We start from the raw sequence: 17,030 nt of genomic DNA on the forward strand, positions 1-17,030 counted from the left end.
AAAACGGCCCCTATAGTTATTTGTTTGCCGATATATTGGCCATTCTTTTTGCCACAAAAGGCCATGCCCAGGTAAAGACCAGCAAAGACACTATCAAATAAGCCCACAGCCAATATGGCATATTGATAAACCAGGGCCATAAGATAACCCCACAGCCGATCACGCCCAGGCATCCGACCAAGAGCGCACACAAGGTTGCAAATTGTGTCTCATACTTCACTATCAGGTGCGCAACTAAAGCATTGAACACAGCAAAACTGGCCAACTGAGCGATCAGGTTCAACTGCGCATCGAGCACCATGGTGTTAACCACATCCAAGCCCATGGCGTAGAAGAAGGCTAACGCTAGCCAAAAGAATATGCGCATTGGTGCTGCCATCATTGGTGCTGCCATTTTGTAAACTCCATTAAGCTCTTAGAATCCAAAACACTATAACGAAAAAACCGCCACGTGGGCGGTTTTTAGAATGAGGTGGCGGAGAGATAGGGATTTGAACCCTAGATGGGCTATTAACCCATGCCGGTTTTCAAGACCGGTGCATTCAACCGCTCTGCCATCTCTCCGCAATGGCGCGCATACTAAAGGCTATTACCGTAAAAGTAAAGCGATGTGCCCAGCGTTTACACTGTTATTTAGTAGTATTGCTTGGGGCGCTTGGCTACCAGTGCACAAAGCACACAGCCAATTAAGGCGACCAGTGCAAACAGCAGGCTTTGGATGATCAACTCACCGCGTTGTTGTTTTGTCGCCGGAATAATCAGCAGGGTCAACGCCGGCAGTACACTAAAACACAATACATAGGCGGTGACCTTAAGGGCGCGCAAGAAATCGTAGCGCTTGCTGTAGAGCATCCAGCTGGATACCAATATTACAACACACATGGCGCTCAGAGTAATGTATAAAGGCGCCTTAGTGGCCATCGCCACATACGTGGTCAGCATAGCGCCGACCACACCCCAAAATGACCATAATCCCCAGCGCTCTTTTTCTCTTAAGAATAAGTTACCCATCGACTCTTATCTTCTTATTATTTTGTTGGTTACAATTCTGTACATTTCTTAGCCTAACAAAAAATAACGGTATAAAAAACCACTCAAAGTGATTAATTAAGCAAAAAAAAGAGTATAAATGGGCGAATATTAATCTAAGATGACGATGCCGCTTTTTCGCTCCATCAGCACGGCGTCCTGTGCGAGATTAAATACCAGAAGAAAAGAAATCACCCACCTGGTGGCGGCGTTTTTTCGGACAATCGAGTGTGGGAGTGCCAAGGTATAAGAAGCCAATAATTTCATCCTCCTCGTTCAACCCCAACTCGGCCTTCACTGTCGGCGATTGCGCAAAAGCGCCGGTACGCCAGATACCCGATAAGCCTTGTGCAAATGCCGCCTGTTGCATGGCGAAGGTCGCACAGGATGCACTGGCTATTTGCTCGACGCGCGGCACCTTGTCGTGAGGGGTGTATTTCATGATACTTACAATCACCATGGGAGCTCTATCCACGAGCGTCGCGGCCCGCTCTATGGTGCGCTCACCCATATCTTCGGCGACCGCAGCTTTGACAAAGATGCTGCCAAGTGCATCCCGTTGTTCATCTTCTAAAACAATAAACTGCCAAGGAGCTAGGTTGGCGTGATCCGGCACTCTAAGTGCAGCTTGTTGGATCAGCTCCATCTGCTGTGGCGATGGACCCGGGTAAGATAATTGGCTATCTGATTGGCGATTTAATAACAGCTCGGTTGCATTCATGATGGGCAATTCTTTCTCTTAAGTGCTTTTGCCTAAGGCTACCACAGTCACCCTAGGCTGATAAGAGAACCTAGGGTCTGTTTATCTTTGCGGTTTACTTTATGTTCAATCTAAACGCATTCTGATCGCGACGCGAGCTATGCAGCATAGTACTCTATGTAAATTAGTGAGCAACAAAGAGCAGGAAGCGTTTAGATGAACCCACAGGGCAGCGCTTGTAGTGTATTTCTACTGTGTTATCGCATGCTCGTGTAGAATAACTACACCACACCTGCTCTGCCTTGTATAAATTCACTACAAACTGCTGCAGAAACAAACAGAAAAGGTCAACAGACCCAAATGACTTATGTACGCCGTCTTCGTGGCACAAGATAGTAATCCAGGCTCACATAACGCCCCCCGCCGACAAAGAACAGCGACAGCAACATAACAAAATAGATAGCGGCAAACTCAATACCATTATTAAGAATAACGATATTGCCGCGCTCATAGAGATAACTGGGACGTCCATGCTCTGCGACCAAAGTTTTGATGACCTCTAATCGCATTTTTGCTGCTGCTGAATTCTCGAGGCTTTCCTTGCCAGCTTCAATGCCAACCCAGTGCAATACCTGCGCTGGACTGGTTTGTGTATCCGTTGGCGTAATGGCAAACCAGCCGTTATCCCAGTGTACCGTTGTGGCCGCCACCACCATGGTGATCATCAAAGGAATAGCAACCAAGCGAGTAAACAACCCAACCAGGAGCAGCCAGCCGCCGGCAAACTCCGCCCAACCCGCCAAAAACGCAAACACATCGGCAAAGGGTAACCCCAAGCCCCAATCGCTGTTACCGAACCAGGCCACCACATTGGGGTCGGCGAGTAGTCGTTGTGTCCAGGGCAAATCACTTTGGCCGAGATTCAATTTAGTAAACCCGGCGATGATCATCACCGGCGCCAAAATTAATCGCATAAGCAAGGGCGCTAAGCCATCAAAGGCCTGCAGAGGCCCTAACGGGGCTTCCTGGTGGGTAGTGGCAACTCGAGTGTGCATGGTACAACCTTTGTAAGTAAACAAGCTGTTAATGATATAGCACAAAGACCCGCATTCCCCTGCTTTTATTACAAAAAATATTAAAGCCATAAAAAATGCCGCACTTAGGCGGCATTAAAATTAACGATTATAAGGGCGGAAAATTAAATCTCCCTGGCCACCATCAAGGCTTCTTTGATGGCGCGTTTGGCGTCGATTTCCGCCGCTAATTTGGCGCCGCCTATTACATGCAGGCCAGCCTTACCTGTGCCCTGCTGTGCCTGCTTTAACTCACCGTCGTTCGCGGTTTGGCCGATACAGCCGATCACGGTATCCACATCCAGTACCTTGGCGGTACCGGCCACGCTGATGTGCAATCCGTCGGCATCGAAACGCTCATAATGGCAATCGGCGATTTGCTCGACGCCATGCATCTTGGCCACCTGACGATGGATCCAGCCGGTGGTCTTACCCAAGCCCGCACCAAAGCGACCACTGCTGCGTTTAAGCATGTAAAGTTGCTTGTCGCTCTTGTGTAACTCAACGGGCTGCTCTATGCCCCATTGCGCCTTGAAGTTGGCAATGCTCTGATGGTGTTCTTCTGTTAAAAACGCCACCATGTCAAAACCAATCCCGCCGGCGCCAAGAATGGCAATGCGTGATCCAAGCTCGACTTCGCCGCGGATCACCTCATCATAGCTGTAAACGCGTTTCCCATCTTCACAAGGGAAGCTTGCCTGCCGCGGAGACACACCACAGGCAAAGACGATATCGTCGTAGTCATTTTGCATGGACGCATCGTAGGCGGTGTTCATATGTAGCTGTACGCCCTGACGCACCACCTCTTCACTGAAATATTTCAGTGCCAATTGAAAGTCTTCTTTACCTGGGATGCGCATGGCCAGATTAAACTGACCGCCCAAGGTATCGGAGCGCTCAATTAAGGTGACCTGATGGCCACGCTGACGTAAATAGATGCTGGCGGCAAGACCCGCAGGGCCGGCACCGACCACCAGCACATTTTTACTTTTCTCTGCTTTTTCTATCGCTAAATCTAGCTCAAACCCCGCCAAAGGGTTAACCAAACAGGTGGCGCGCTGGCCTTTGAAAACATGGTCTAAGCACCCTTGGTTACAGCCAATACAGATGTTGATCTGCTCACTGCGCTGCTGGGCATACTTGTTAAACAATTCCGGGTCGGCCAACAAGGGGCGTGCCATGGAGATCATGTCCGCTTGCCCGGCGTTTAGAATTTCATTGGCTATCTCCGGGGTGTTAATACGGTTTACCGCGATCACCGGTTTATCGGTCGCCGCTTTTAAACGCTGTGACGCTTCACGAAAGGCGCCTGGGGGAACCATGGAGGCGATGGTGGGTACCCTCGCCTCATGCCAGCCAATGCCGGTATTAAAAATATCGACGCCCGCCTTGGCTAACACCTGGGCTTGCTCGGTCACTTCCTCTGAGCTTGAGCCGTTGGGGATGAGATCCATCACAGACAAACGAAAAACAATAATAAACTCGTCGCTCACCTGTGCGCGCACCGCCTCGACGATTTCCCTGGCAAAACGCATACGGCCTTTGTTATCACCCCCGTATTCATCTTCGCGCTTATTGGTATGGGGAGCCATAAACTCATTGATCAAATAACCCTCGGAGCCCATGATCTCAATGCCATCATACCCGGCTTGTTGCGCCAGACGCGCGCTCTTGGCAAAGTCCTTAATGGTACTTTTAATCATGCCCTTGGTCATGGCCTTGGGTGCATAGGGAGTAATTGGCGACTTGATAGCACTCGGTGCACAGTTAAAGGGATGATAGCCATAACGTCCGGCATGGAGCAGTTGCAGACAGATTTTTCCACCGTGTTTATGCACCGCCTGAGTGTACTTTTTATGCTTAATTACATCGAACAGAGTATTAAAGGACGATGAGATTGGGGTGAGCTTACCGCGAATATTAGGGCTATAGCCGCCGGTGATAATAAGCCCGACGCCGCCTTTGGCACGCTCCTCATAGAAGGCCGCCAGGCGCTTACGGTTATGCCACCCTTCTTCTAAACCTGTGTGCATTGAGCCCATTACCAGGCGATTTCGTATTTGCCCATGCGCTAATTCTAATGCTTGTTCTAGCATGGCTATCCTCTTCTAACTAATCTGGTCATACCTGTTTGAGAGTAGCGATTTTTATCTTAAGCGGCAAGTAGATTCGACAGCATCCATGATCTAAGCAGCGATAACTGTAAACACTTAGTTACTTTTTTCTGTTTAAAATTTTGAAGTCTTTGGGCTAATATGGAAGTCTAAACAAGGTGTAGAGCAGATTTTAATATTAAGGGTCTGATTTTGATTAAAAAAGTAGTAAAAGCCACCTGGGATGGAATTAACTTTTCCCGCCGCCTGGTGGTCAACATCATCTTCATAGTACTGGTTATCCTGGTAATTGCTTCAATTACCAGCGACGACGGCGAGATCATGGTTCCCAAAGGCTCGGTGCTAAACCTAAACCTAAATGGCTACCTGGTCGAACAAAAACGCTATGTAGACCCTCTCGATACCGCCCTCGCCCAATCCATGGGTGCACAAGATGAACCAGCAGAAATCTTGGTTGATGATGTTGTTGATGTGATCAACAAGGCCGCCAAGGACGAGCGAATAGAAGCCATGCTGTTAAATGTGCAAAACCTAGGCGGTGCCCATATCAATAAACTGGCGGCCATAGCTAAAGCCATCGATGCCTTTAAGGCCCAGGGTAAGCCGGTTATTGCCTCAGGCTACTATTACACCCAAAGCCAGTACTACCTTGCCGCCCACGCCGATGAAATTAATCTACACCCTTATGGCGGCGTGTCTATCGAAGGCTTTGGTGTTTATCCGGTGTATTTTAAAGACGCCTTAGACAAGCTTAAGATCACCCAACATGTGTTCCGTGTCGGTACCTTTAAATCAGCGGTGGAGCCGTTGATCCGTAACGATATGTCGCAAGCGGCCAAGGAAGCGAATAAAGAGTGGCTGTCACACCTATGGCAGCAGTATAAGGACGAAGTTGCGAGCCTACGTGGTTTTGAACAAACAAACTTCGACGAAACCCTGGACGCCTACCTGGCGAAGCTAGAGAAAGTAGACGGCAACGGCGCCGAATATGCGCTTAAATACGGTTGGGTTGATGCCCTGAAAAATAACCAGGAGCTACGTCAACAGCTGATCGACTTGGTAGGCCTTGATGATGAAGGCAACAGCTTCCGTCAAATTGGCTTCAATGATTACCTGGCTACCTTCAAGCTACCCATCGCTGTGGATAATCCTCTCACCGAAAAAGTGGCGGTGATCGTGGCCAAAGGCACCATAGTTGATGGTCATCGTAAAGCCGGTGAAATTGGCGGCGACAGCACCGCTGCCCTACTTCGCGAAGCACGTAACGATGATCGCGTTAAGGCCGTGGTTCTTCGTATCGACTCAGGTGGTGGCAGCATGTTTGCTTCTGAGCTAATTCGCCGTGAAGTCATCGCCCTTAAAGAAGCAGGTAAACCCGTGGTCGCCTCCATGGGCTCGGTAGCCGCCTCTGGTGGTTATTGGATTGCCAGTGCCGCCAACGAGATCTGGGCCGCACCTAGCACCATCACAGGCTCTATCGGCGTGTTCGGTACCATTATGACCTTTGAAAACAGCGCCGCAAAGCTAGGTGTTTACTCCGATGGCGTCGGCACTACAGAGCTAAAAGGATCATCTGTGTTACTTGGCCTTAATGATAAATTGGCTCAAGCCATTCAAATGAGTGTTGAAAACGCCTACTCTCGCTTCTTAAAGGTGGTATCCGAGTCTCGTGGCCTGCCAGTTGAAGAGGTGGATAAAATAGCTCAGGGACGCGTATGGATTGCTACGCAGGCACAAGAATTAGGCCTTGTTGACCAACTTGGTGACAAACAGGCAGCCATTAGCGCAGCGGCCAAACTCGCGAGCCTCAAACATTATGATGTGAAGCTGATTGAGCAGCCGCTATCACCACAGGATATCTTCATTCAAAACCTGTTTGGGAATGCTATGGTTCAGTCTCTGGTTGCCAAACAAGCCCCACACAGCGCCAGCGTTGGAGCAGCCATGCAGTTTGATAACTTTGTTGAGCAAATTGAACAGCAAGTCAGCTCCTTAAAAGCCTTTAATGATCCCGAAGGCATCTACGCTCGCTGTCTGGTGTGCGCCGTAACGAATTAATTTTCGTAAATAAATCCTAGCGCCACGTTTAGTCACGGCGCTACAGCATGTATACTTAGCCCGATAGCATCTATCGGGCTTTTTTATGAAACGTAAACGTATTTATATCGCCTATACCGGCGGTACCATAGGCATGAAAAAATCAAGTCAGGGCTTTATCCCTGCCGCTGGCTACCTGACCGAAACGGTAAAAAACAGTGCCGAGTTTAACCGTGATGAAATGCCGCTGTTCGATATCGAAGAATATTGCCCTCTCATCGACTCTTCCGATATGTCGCCGGCCCATTGGCAGATGATAGCCGATGATATTCAAGCCAAATACCATGACTACGATGGCTTCGTGGTGTTGCACGGTACAGACACCATGGCCTACACGGCGTCGGCGCTGTCGTTTATGTTCGAAAACCTGACCAAGCCGGTGATCGTCACGGGCTCTCAGATCCCCCTGTCGCAACTGCGCTCCGATGGCCAGGTTAACCTGTTAAATGCCATGTACTTGGCGGCGAACTACCCCATAGCCGAGGTGAGCCTATTCTTTAACAATCAGCTATTTCGAGGTAATCGGGCAACCAAGATCCATGCCGATGGTTTTAACGCCTTCGACTCTCCGAACATGGCGCCCCTAGCCAAAGCCGGTATCAATATTCGTCTGATAGAAGGCCAACTCAGCCCCTATATCGACAATGAGCTTCAGGTCTCACGCATTACCCCGCAAGCCATTGCGGTATTGCATCTGTACCCTGGGATCAGCGCCGATGTGGTTGGCTCTATCATTAACGACGATATTAAGGCACTCATTTTATTGAGCTTTGGTGTCGGTAACGCACCGCAAAACCATGAGTTTTTGGAGCTGTTAGCCAATGCCAATGAGCGCGGTATTGTGATTATCAACCTCACCCAGTGCTTACAGGGTCAGGTTAATATGGGTGGTTATGCCACCGGCAATGCGCTGTTGAACGTGGGCGTTATCAGCGGTTTCGATATGACCTTAGAGGCCTGTTTAACCAAGCTGCATTATTTGTTGAGTAAGCAGATTTCAACACAAAGCATTCGCCACCTTATGCAGGACAATCTGCGCGGTGAATTAAGCCGTTAACGGCGAATAAGAAGCGAAACAAAAAGCCCCGCTAATGCGGGGCTTTTTAGCCTTTAATCATTTCGATTAGTCTTGGCTATTAACGAACCTTGGCATCTATCTCAACTAGGTCCGTCAGGTGGCACACCTCACCGCTGTGCGTTTTAATACCGTGCTCCCCAAAGTAGTCGCGTTGCGCCTGCACCAGGTGACCATTGCTCGGCGTGCTTAAGGTCGCCAAATAGTTTTGCGTGGCGCTCAGCACAGGGAATGCAAGGCCGGTGCTAACCGCAGCACCACTGATGCGACGCAGAGCTTTCACTTGCGTATCCAAAGTATCGATAAACTCTACGCCTTGGGCAATTTGGTCGAGGTAATCGGCGCGGATAATACAGCCGGCACGCCAGGTTTGCAGGGTTTTAGCGAGATCGACTTTCCACTGATGGGCGCGTGATGCACCTTTGATCAGCGCCAGACCCTGGCGATAACAGAGCAGACTCGCCAGGTGGAAGGCATCTTTTAGCTCGTCCAGGTCGATATCAATGCTTTCTGTTGCCTTAGCGGCATAGGTCATTTCTTTTGCCGCATGGGTGTCACCGGTATTAGTCAGGTGACGCGCTTGTACCGCAGCAACCAAGGAAGGCACGGCAATGCCCAATTCCAAGGCATTTTGCGCCGTCCACAAGCCCGTGCCCTTGGCGCCAACCTTGTTGTCGATTAAATCGACTAAGGCAGTGCCTTCTGTGGTTTCCAGTTTAAGAATATGGCTGGAAATAGCCAGTAGATAGCTGTTGAGTTCGCCTTCTGACCAGGCATCGAAGATTTCGGCGATTTGCTGTGGGGTCTTACCCGCGCCCAGGCGCAATAATTGGTAAACCTCGGCGATTAACTGCATCAACGCATATTCGATGCCGTTATGTACCATTTTTACAAAATGGCCGCTGGCGGATTGGCCCACACGGGCAAAACAAGACTCGCCATTGTAGCTGGCCGCTACTTTTTCAAAGGAAGACTCGATGCGCTCCCAGCCGCCCTCTGAGCCACTGGCCATCATTGCCGGACCATGGCGAGCACCCTCGGCACCACCGGAGATACCCATGGTGGCGAATTCAAATTTATTCTGATATTTCAGTTTGCGGGCAATACCGTCTTTGTAATTACTGTTACCGCAGTCGACGATGATGTCATCTTTGCTCACACCCGCATCAACCAGGTCCTGACACACACGGTCAACCAGTTCACCGGCAGGCACCAACAAGAGGATGGAGCGTGGCGCTTCTAAACGACGCACCATATCATGAAGATCGGAGACGATATGCAAGCGATCGGCCGTTCCTTGCGATTTGGCGCAGCTTAGTAATTCTTCACCAGCGTCTGGATTTTTATCATAAGCAACGAGCGTGAGCCCTTTTTCGATTAAGTTCAAAGCAAGATTTTTGCCCATCACTCCCAGACCTACTAATGCTACTTGCATCGAGTTTCCTCCTCGGTATAAACGTGTGACTGGTCTAGAACACCCATGGGTGCAACAACATAATAATGTTAGCGTAAGAGCCTAACTCGCTGACAAATATTCACCTGTTAGCGTGTCTGTGCCCGGCGCTTGGATTGACCACCTTTAAAAATTGGGTGTATAACCTGATTACGGCGGGCATTATAGGGAAAACTATGCACCATTCAATCCCCGCCTTGGAATTATATCAAATTAGCCCAATATCATTGCATAAAGGAGTCAGCTGGCGATTATAGCACAATTGACTGCATCTGACACCGGTGTCATACTACCGAAACATAAATAGTAAAAAATAAGTAAAAAGCGGACTCCAAGCTGTAATCAAGCCAGAGTTTGCTACCATGCTATAAAAGCAAATACGCCTACGGGAGACTTTAATGCTTAGACGTACAAAAATCGTGGCCACCCTTGGTCCGGCAACGGACAGAGACAATAATCTAGAAAAAATCATCCGCGCCGGCGCTAATGTGGTGCGCTTAAACTTTTCCCATGGTAAAGCCGCCGACCATCAGCAACGTGCCGATGCGGTACGCGATATTGCCAGCCGCTTAGGTGTTCACGTCGCCATTCTTGCCGATTTACAAGGCCCTAAAATTCGTGTTTCCACCTTTAAGAATGGCAAGGTTACCCTCACCCAGGGCGAAAAATTTATTCTTGATGCGGACTTAGGCCCAGATCAAGGCGACATCAACGGCGTCGGAATCGACTACAAAGAACTACCTCAGGATGTAAAAAGCGACGACCTGCTGTTATTAAACGATGGCCTTATTCAACTAACTGTTGACCATGTTGAAGGCAACAAGGTCCACTGTATCGTCAAAGTCGGTGGCGTGCTGTCGAACAATAAGGGCATTAACCGCCTAGGCGGCGGCTTAACGGCACCGGCCTTTACCGATAAAGACAAAGAAGACCTGATCACCGCCACCGACATTGGCGTTGATTATATCGCCGTGTCTTTCCCACGCTCTGGGGAAGATATGCGCTATGTACGCTCTTTGGCCGAAAAAGCGGGCTCTAAGGCGCAATTGCTGGCCAAGATAGAGCGCGCCGAAGCGGTCGAAAGCGTTGAAGCCATCGACGATATCATTCTCGCTTCCGATGCGGTCATGGTGGCCCGTGGTGATCTGGGGGTGGAAATTGGCGATGCCGAGCTGGTGGGTAAACAAAAAACCATCATCAATCGTGCCCGCTCGCTTAATCGTGTGGTGATCACCGCCACGCAAATGATGGAGTCTATGATAGACAATCCGATGCCGACCCGCGCCGAGGTGATGGACGTGGCCAACGCAGTATTGGACGGCACAGATGCGGTCATGCTCTCTGCCGAAACTGCGGCCGGTGACTACCCGGAGCAAACGGTTGCGACCATGGCGCGCGTTTGTTTGGGTGCCGAATCGCAAAAAGAAACACATATTTCCAAACACCGTCTCGATAGCATGTTTGCCGACAACGCCGAAACCATTGCCCTTTCGGCCATGTATGCGGCCAACCACCTAGGCACGGTTAAAGCCATCGTCGCCCTGACCGAGTCCGGTAACACGGCCAAGCTGATGTCGCGTATTTCGTCGGGTCTGCCCATCTATTCGCTATCACGTCACCAGCAAACCCTGGGACAGTCTGCGTTATATCGCGGTGTCTACCCGGTGCACTTTGATTCAAGCCAATATGAGAAGGAAGAGATTGCCAGTCAGGCGCTTGCTCGCTTGGTTGAACTGGGCGATCTGCAGCAAGGTGATACCGTGATCCTCACCCACGGCGACATGATGGAAACCGTTGGTGCCACAAATACCTTGAAAATTGTCACCGTTCAATAAATAGTTAACATAGGTTTTAGCAACACACGCAAAGACTTATGTCTAAACAAAAACGTATAGCAATGATCACTTCCGGGGGCGATGCCCCCGGAATGAACTCCGCCATCCGCGCCATCACTCTCAAAGCGCTCTCGTGCAATTACCAGGTAATTGGTTACCACGGAGGTTATAACGGCCTCATTGACGAAAATTACACCGAGCTCGGTGCCCATCAAGTCAACGATATAATTCATCGCGGTGGAACCATTATTAAGTCCGCCCGTTGTCCGGCGATGCACACGGAGTCAGGTATTCTCCAGGCGGCCAACAGTTTACGAAAATGCCATGTTGATGCCCTGATCGTGATCGGCGGAGACGGCAGCTTCAAGGGGGCCGAGGCACTTAGCGCACACTGGTCGGGACAAATTATTGGCATTCCCGGCACCATAGATAACGATATCAATGGCACCGACGCGACCATAGGCTTTTACACGGCCATAGACACCGCGCTCGGCTGCATCGATAAAATTCGCGATACGGCGCAAGCGTTCGAACGTACATTTGTGGTCGAAGTGATGGGACGCGATTGCGGCATTATTGCCATGGAAGCGGGTTTGGCCAGCGGTGCTGAACAGATCATCTGCAAAGAGCTCATTGACGATGAGCAGCAATTTATTGCCCAGTTGAAGCAAGATGTCGCGTTATCGCTAGCCCAGGATGCGGCGCACAGCTATGTGCTGGTGATGGCAGAGCATTCGTTAAGTATCAGCGCCCAAGAGCTGGCCGAGCAACTCAGTGACTTCACTGGAGTCGATAGTCGCAGCGCCATTTTAGGGTATGTTCAGCGTGGCGGTGCCCCCGTGGCCGGCGATAGAATACTGGCCACCCAATTGGGAGTCGAGGCGGTTAAGCAAATAGAGCTTGGAAATACCGGCATCATGGTCGGCATTGAAAACGCCCAAGTGACGACCACTGCACTTAGCGACACCTCGGATACCCAGGCCCGCAATGTGAACTTCGTAGCGCGACTCAAAGAATATCGCCTTTGAACTTAGCACAATAAAGGCCGTGTAAACGGCCCCTTTGTTATCCTTCGGCGTATGCCTTGTCGCTTCGCTCATACCAGATTTGGTATTTATCACCTTGGTATTTTAACAAGGTAAATAAATAGCCCGACGTCAGCATGATCAAACCACCAATCAACGCGGCTTCATTCATAACACCCAAGAAGCAAAAAAGGTAGCCACACACATGACTGAGTCGCTCAACATTATGAGCCGAGCGCCGTGTTGGCCTCAATTGCAAAAAATTAAAGACGAACCAAACCCTTAAAAACAAAGGCAGGTTTTTCCAGTTCTCTGAGCTTCTATCTATCATCACTTTCTCCTGATTCAATGTAGCTAAATCGACATTGAGTGCAGCAGCCAGGCACTTTTGAGACTCTAAACTCGCATTGGCACCACTTTCTATCCTTTGCACCGTTCTCACGTTGAGCCCGGACATCTGTGCCAATTGCTCTTGCGATAATTGTCGACTCAAACGTAATTGTTTCAAATTCATTGCCTGCCTCTTACTGCTTATCCATGTCAAAGTGAAGATTGGACGAATATTAACACTGTCAGGTACGAAAGCTTCCCGACATTTACCCGACAGCGACCATTTCACAGCCTTAGCACAACAAAAAAGCGAGCACTCAGGTCTCGCTTTTAATAAGGTCTAAAATTTTGACAAGGCGCTTGCTATTAATTAGCTAACGCCGCCTTCACCTTATCGCGGTAGCTACGACTCACCTTCAGCTCTTGGCCATTGCTCAACACCAAAAGGTATTCGCCACTGACCTGAGTCACCAGTTTGCTGATCTGTTTGGAGTTGACGATGGCACTGCGATGAACGCGCACAAATAAGCTGGGGTCGAGCTCGCGCTCCAACTCTTTCATGGTTTTACGCAGGATATGGGTTTGTCCATCACCACAATGAAGACACATATAATCGCCTGCGGCGTCTACCCATTGAATGCTGTTGGTGGGCACGCGGATGATCTCACCCTGCTCTTTCACCGCCAAAGATTCCGGATAACGCTTGGTTTCCAAGCTATCACCACTGGCGAGTTTCTTAAGAATTTCTTCGCAGTTATTACCGGTGATCCCGGCAACGAAACTGGCAAGCTTTTTCTTATGAAGGTTATCTTGTTGTGTTTTTAGATGTGATTGCACTTTTTCCACCGCCTGTTTTAGTCTTTCGTCATCCACAGGTTTGAGCACATAATCGAGCGCATGTACTTCAAAGGCCTGCACGGCATAGCGATCGAAGGCGGTAACGAACACCACTAGGGGTTGCTTCTCGGCGGGCAAGTGCGCAAGCGCATCCGCGACCTCGAAGCCGTTCATTCCTGGCATCTGAATATCCAAAAAGACCAAATCAATCGTTTGCGCCTGGCACAGGGCCACTGCATCGCTGCCTTGGGCACATTGTTCAACCACTTCGATGTTATCGAGTTGGGCCAAACGCACAGCCAGGCCCTTGCGAGCTAACGACTCATCGTCGACGATCAGGGTTTTAATGGTACTCACTCTGTTACTGCCTTCTCATAAGGGATACGAATGTTGACGGTTAAACCGGTCGGCGTATTCCCTGATAATACAAATGAATAATTGTTCTCGTAAAGTGTCTTTAATCTATCCTTGGTGTTGGCGATACCAACACCACCGGCATTAAGCAGCTGCCCGTCTTTAAGCTCGGTACCCGGTCCATTATCGCTGACCTCAAGCAACAACTCCTTGGCAAACACCTGAGCCTTAACGCTGATCACACCCCCTTGGGTCATATGAGCGATGGCATACTTCAACGAGTTTTCAATTAACGGCTGTAGGATAAGGCTTGGCACCAAGGCTTCTCTGGCCTCGTCGCTGATATCCATCTGTACAGCCAAGCGGTCGTCAAATCGCACCCGCTCAATATCTAAATATAGACTCAGGGCGTGCAGCTCTTGCTCTAACGCCACTTTTTTTATGGGGTCGGTGTTGAGTGTGTAGCGCAAAAAGTCACTCAAACGGGACACCATTTTGTTTGCATCCTTGTTTTCCTCAACCAAGATCAGGGTCGATATGGCATTAAGAGTATTAAACAAAAAATGCGGATTTAACTGGTAACGCAGCATTTTTAATTGCGCTTCATGGGCCATGGTATTGGCTTTGAGCGCCTTTTGCCGCTCTCCCTGAAGCAACTGATAGTATTTGATCCCGAAATACAAACCACTCCAACATAAAATGATATAAACCGAATCCAGGCCTTGCTGGAAGTAGTAAAACCATTCGTCGGGTCTATACCCGTGGCGATAAATTTCCCATAGGTTAAACTTTTGTACCACGGACCACAGGGTTCCGGTGATATAGGACACCCCAAACACCACCAGCACCAAAATCCAGGGTTTGGCATTCCACACCCGGCGGTACAAATAGCGCAGCGGCACCGTCATCAGGCACCCGGCATAGGCATTAAGCAAGATCACGAACACGTAAATATCACGCATTTCGAAGACCTTGGAGCCGATGTAATTAACCAGGGCGTAGCCTATCCATCCTGCGATTTGCAAAACCCAGAAAAAACGCTGGCGATTATCGACTAATTGCTGCCAATTCAAAATTCACTAAACTCCCTGCTAACGCCATCAATATCCATGCGCGCTGCATACTTATCTAACATCATTATTAATAAAGCCAACCCAAAAGGCACTGTATTTGGTCTTATCTAACCCTTCCTTCAACGCAAAAACGCCGCACAAGGGGTGCGGCGTTTGCTGGAAAGGCGTCGATTAAATACTCACACGCTTATAGTTGCGATACTCGGGATGCCAGTAGTTTTTGTCTATGGCCTTAATGATATCTTCATCACTGACCTCCAGCGCCTCACCCTGCTCGATGGCGACTTTGGCAACGGCAAAAGCGATACGTTTAGATAAGGCTTCAATTTGAGTCAAAGGCGGCAACAGGCTGCCCATCCCTGAGTTGGCTAACGGCGAACTCGACGCCAAGGTCTCGCTGGCGGCCATCAGCATTTCATCGCTAATGCGCTTGGCTTTAATGGCAATCACGCCAAGGCCGATGCCCGGGAAGATATAGCTGTTGTTACACTGGGGAATGGTGTAATCCTTACCCTCATGGTTAATAGTACCGAACGGGCTGCCGGTGGCAATAATGGCCTCGCCATTGGTCCAGTTAAGCACATCCTGTGGGTGCGCCTCTACCTGTTTCGATGGGTTAGACAGCGGGAAAATAATCGGCTGAGGATTATTCTCGGCCATGGTACTCACAACCTGCTCGGTAAAGAGGCCAGGCTGACCTGACACCCCGATTAAAATACCCGGCTCGGCGCAGTGCATCACATCCAATAAGGACGGATAATCGCCGCTGTATTTCCACTGTGCTAGATTATCCTGAGACTGCATTAGTGCCTGCTGGAAATCACGCAAGCCTTCCATGCCTTCACTGAGCAGACCAAAACGGTCAACCATAAAGATTTGACTACGCGCCTGGGCATCGCTAATGCCTTCTGACACCATTTGGCTGATCACCTGCTCGGCAATACCACAGCCTGCAGAGCCAGCGCCAACGAACACTACCTTTTGCTCGCTTAATTTCGTGCCCTTGACGCGACAAGCGGCCAATAAGGTACCTACGGTCACCGCGGCGGTACCCTGTATATCGTCATTAAAGCTACAGATCTCATCGCGATAGCGTTTTAACAATGGCATGGCATTAGGTTGCGCGAAGTCTTCAAACTGCAACATCACATTCGGCCAGCGGCGTTTAACCGCTTTGATGAAGAGATCAAGAAACTCGTCGTATTCCGCCTGGCTGATACGTGGATGGCGGGCACCCATGTACATGGGGTCGTTCAATAATTTCTCATTATTGGTGCCCACATCCAGCATCACTGGCAATGTATAGGCCGGGCTAATGCCACCACAGGCGGTATACAGGGAAAGTTTACCGATAGGAATACCCATACCCCCAATCCCCTGGTCGCCCAGACCCAAGATACGCTCACCGTCGGTCACTACTATGACCTTGACCTTGCCCTTGGTGGCATTACGGAGAATATCGTCGATATTGTGCCTGTCTTCATAGGCAATAAAAAGACCACGAGAACTGCGGTAAATATCGGAGAACTGCTCACAGGCATCACCCACGGTTGGCGTGTAGATGATGGGCATCATCTCTTCGATATGATCACGCACCAAACGGTAATACAGGGTCTCATTATTATCTTGAATGGCACGCAGATAGATATGCTTGTTTAGGTTGTCACGAAAGCTCGAATACTGCTGATAACAACGCTCGACTTGCTCTTCGATGGTTTCAAAGCGTGGCGGTAGTAAGCCAGCCAGGTTAAAGCTTTCACGCTCACGCTGGGTAAATGCACTGCCTTTGTTTAATAAAGGCGTTTCTAACAGAGTGGGGCCGGAATAAGGAATATAAAGATAATTTGGATCGCTGGATTGTGTTTGAGATGCGGATGATTTATCAGTCATGATGCCTACTTAGCGCAGAATACAATTGCCTGATATTATTGCCCCTTGGGCTCAAATTGCAAACCCAAATCGGTTAGATTACGTATTCATTCCCAGTTTTTGAGCTTGTTAGCAATTAACCAACAAGCCCATGAATTTATATTAA

Annotated in this window: 14 protein-coding genes and 1 tRNA gene; 4 read left to right on the forward strand and 11 right to left on the reverse strand. The window is 49.4% G+C overall.

Features of this window, described 5'->3' with window-relative positions; all coding sequences use genetic code 11:
- Nucleotides 1–16: 16 nt before the first annotated feature.
- From KD147_RS03325 to KD147_RS03350, 6 genes are all read right to left on the reverse strand, one after another.
- Nucleotides 17–367 (reverse strand): hypothetical protein, encoded by a 351-nt coding sequence (locus tag KD147_RS03325; protein ID WP_212546885.1) that lies wholly within the window; start codon nucleotides 365–367, stop codon nucleotides 17–19.
- A gap of 106 nt (nucleotides 368–473) precedes the next feature.
- Nucleotides 474–564, reverse strand: a tRNA-Ser gene (locus KD147_RS03330).
- Between the two features lie 69 nt (nucleotides 565–633).
- Entirely contained in the window at nucleotides 634–1,011 is a 378-nt protein-coding gene (locus KD147_RS03335; protein WP_105254202.1) for a hypothetical protein, read from the reverse strand.
- Between the two features lie 187 nt (nucleotides 1,012–1,198).
- Nucleotides 1,199–1,750, reverse strand: a complete 552-nt coding sequence (locus KD147_RS03340) for an NAD(P)H nitroreductase (protein WP_212546886.1) — start codon at nucleotides 1,748–1,750, stop codon at nucleotides 1,199–1,201.
- Between the two features lie 344 nt (nucleotides 1,751–2,094).
- Nucleotides 2,095–2,784: an HvfX family Cu-binding RiPP maturation protein gene (locus tag KD147_RS03345; RefSeq protein ID WP_105254262.1), complete on the reverse strand. Its 690-nt coding sequence runs from the start codon at nucleotides 2,782–2,784 to the stop codon at nucleotides 2,095–2,097.
- A gap of 143 nt (nucleotides 2,785–2,927) precedes the next feature.
- On the reverse strand, nucleotides 2,928–4,898 hold the full coding sequence (locus KD147_RS03350; RefSeq protein ID WP_105254204.1) for an NADPH-dependent 2,4-dienoyl-CoA reductase: 1,971 nt from the start codon (nucleotides 4,896–4,898) through the stop codon (nucleotides 2,928–2,930).
- Between the two features lie 210 nt (nucleotides 4,899–5,108).
- Here KD147_RS03350 and sppA point away from each other — a divergent pair, with 210 nt between their 5' ends.
- Nucleotides 5,109–6,974: a signal peptide peptidase SppA gene (gene sppA / locus KD147_RS03355; protein ID WP_105254205.1), complete on the forward strand. Its 1,866-nt coding sequence runs from the start codon at nucleotides 5,109–5,111 to the stop codon at nucleotides 6,972–6,974.
- An 85-nt stretch (nucleotides 6,975–7,059) separates the two neighbouring features.
- On the forward strand, nucleotides 7,060–8,070 hold the full coding sequence (ansA, locus tag KD147_RS03360; protein ID WP_105254206.1) for an asparaginase: 1,011 nt from the start codon (nucleotides 7,060–7,062) through the stop codon (nucleotides 8,068–8,070).
- 79 nt (nucleotides 8,071–8,149) lie between these two features.
- On the opposite strand, the gene gnd is transcribed toward ansA, so the two are convergent.
- Nucleotides 8,150–9,523: an NADP-dependent phosphogluconate dehydrogenase gene (gene gnd, locus KD147_RS03365; RefSeq protein WP_212546887.1), complete on the reverse strand. Its 1,374-nt coding sequence runs from the start codon at nucleotides 9,521–9,523 to the stop codon at nucleotides 8,150–8,152.
- A 416-nt stretch (nucleotides 9,524–9,939) separates the two neighbouring features.
- Here gnd and pyk point away from each other — a divergent pair, with 416 nt between their 5' ends.
- Together pyk and KD147_RS03375 are read left to right on the forward strand one after the other, a co-directional pair.
- Nucleotides 9,940–11,376: a pyruvate kinase gene (pyk, locus tag KD147_RS03370; protein WP_105254207.1), complete on the forward strand. Its 1,437-nt coding sequence runs from the start codon at nucleotides 9,940–9,942 to the stop codon at nucleotides 11,374–11,376.
- 38 nt (nucleotides 11,377–11,414) lie between these two features.
- Complete coding sequence (locus tag KD147_RS03375) at nucleotides 11,415–12,404, forward strand: ATP-dependent 6-phosphofructokinase (protein WP_212546888.1); 990 nt, start codon at nucleotides 11,415–11,417, stop codon at nucleotides 12,402–12,404.
- A 37-nt stretch (nucleotides 12,405–12,441) separates the two neighbouring features.
- Here KD147_RS03375 and KD147_RS03380 read toward each other — a convergent pair whose 3' ends face one another.
- The 4 genes from KD147_RS03380 to KD147_RS03395 form a co-directional block, all read right to left on the reverse strand.
- Entirely contained in the window at nucleotides 12,442–12,915 is a 474-nt protein-coding gene (locus KD147_RS03380) for a helix-turn-helix domain-containing protein (RefSeq protein ID WP_212546889.1), read from the reverse strand.
- A 182-nt stretch (nucleotides 12,916–13,097) separates the two neighbouring features.
- Nucleotides 13,098–13,925, reverse strand: a complete 828-nt coding sequence (locus KD147_RS03385; protein WP_105254210.1) for a LytR/AlgR family response regulator transcription factor — start codon at nucleotides 13,923–13,925, stop codon at nucleotides 13,098–13,100.
- Nucleotides 13,922–14,995, reverse strand: a complete 1,074-nt coding sequence (locus KD147_RS03390) for a sensor histidine kinase (RefSeq protein ID WP_105254211.1) — start codon at nucleotides 14,993–14,995, stop codon at nucleotides 13,922–13,924. The genes KD147_RS03385 and KD147_RS03390 overlap by 4 nt, the downstream gene beginning before the upstream one ends.
- A 171-nt stretch (nucleotides 14,996–15,166) precedes the next feature.
- A complete protein-coding gene (locus tag KD147_RS03395) occupies nucleotides 15,167–16,885 on the reverse strand; it encodes an NAD-dependent malic enzyme (RefSeq protein WP_212546890.1) in 1,719 nt (572 codons plus the stop codon).
- Between the last annotated feature and the right edge of the window lie 145 nt (nucleotides 16,886–17,030).

This window comes from Pseudoalteromonas sp. BDTF-M6 (assembly GCF_018334135.1).
Taxonomy (GTDB): Bacteria; Pseudomonadota; Gammaproteobacteria; order Enterobacterales; family Alteromonadaceae; genus Pseudoalteromonas.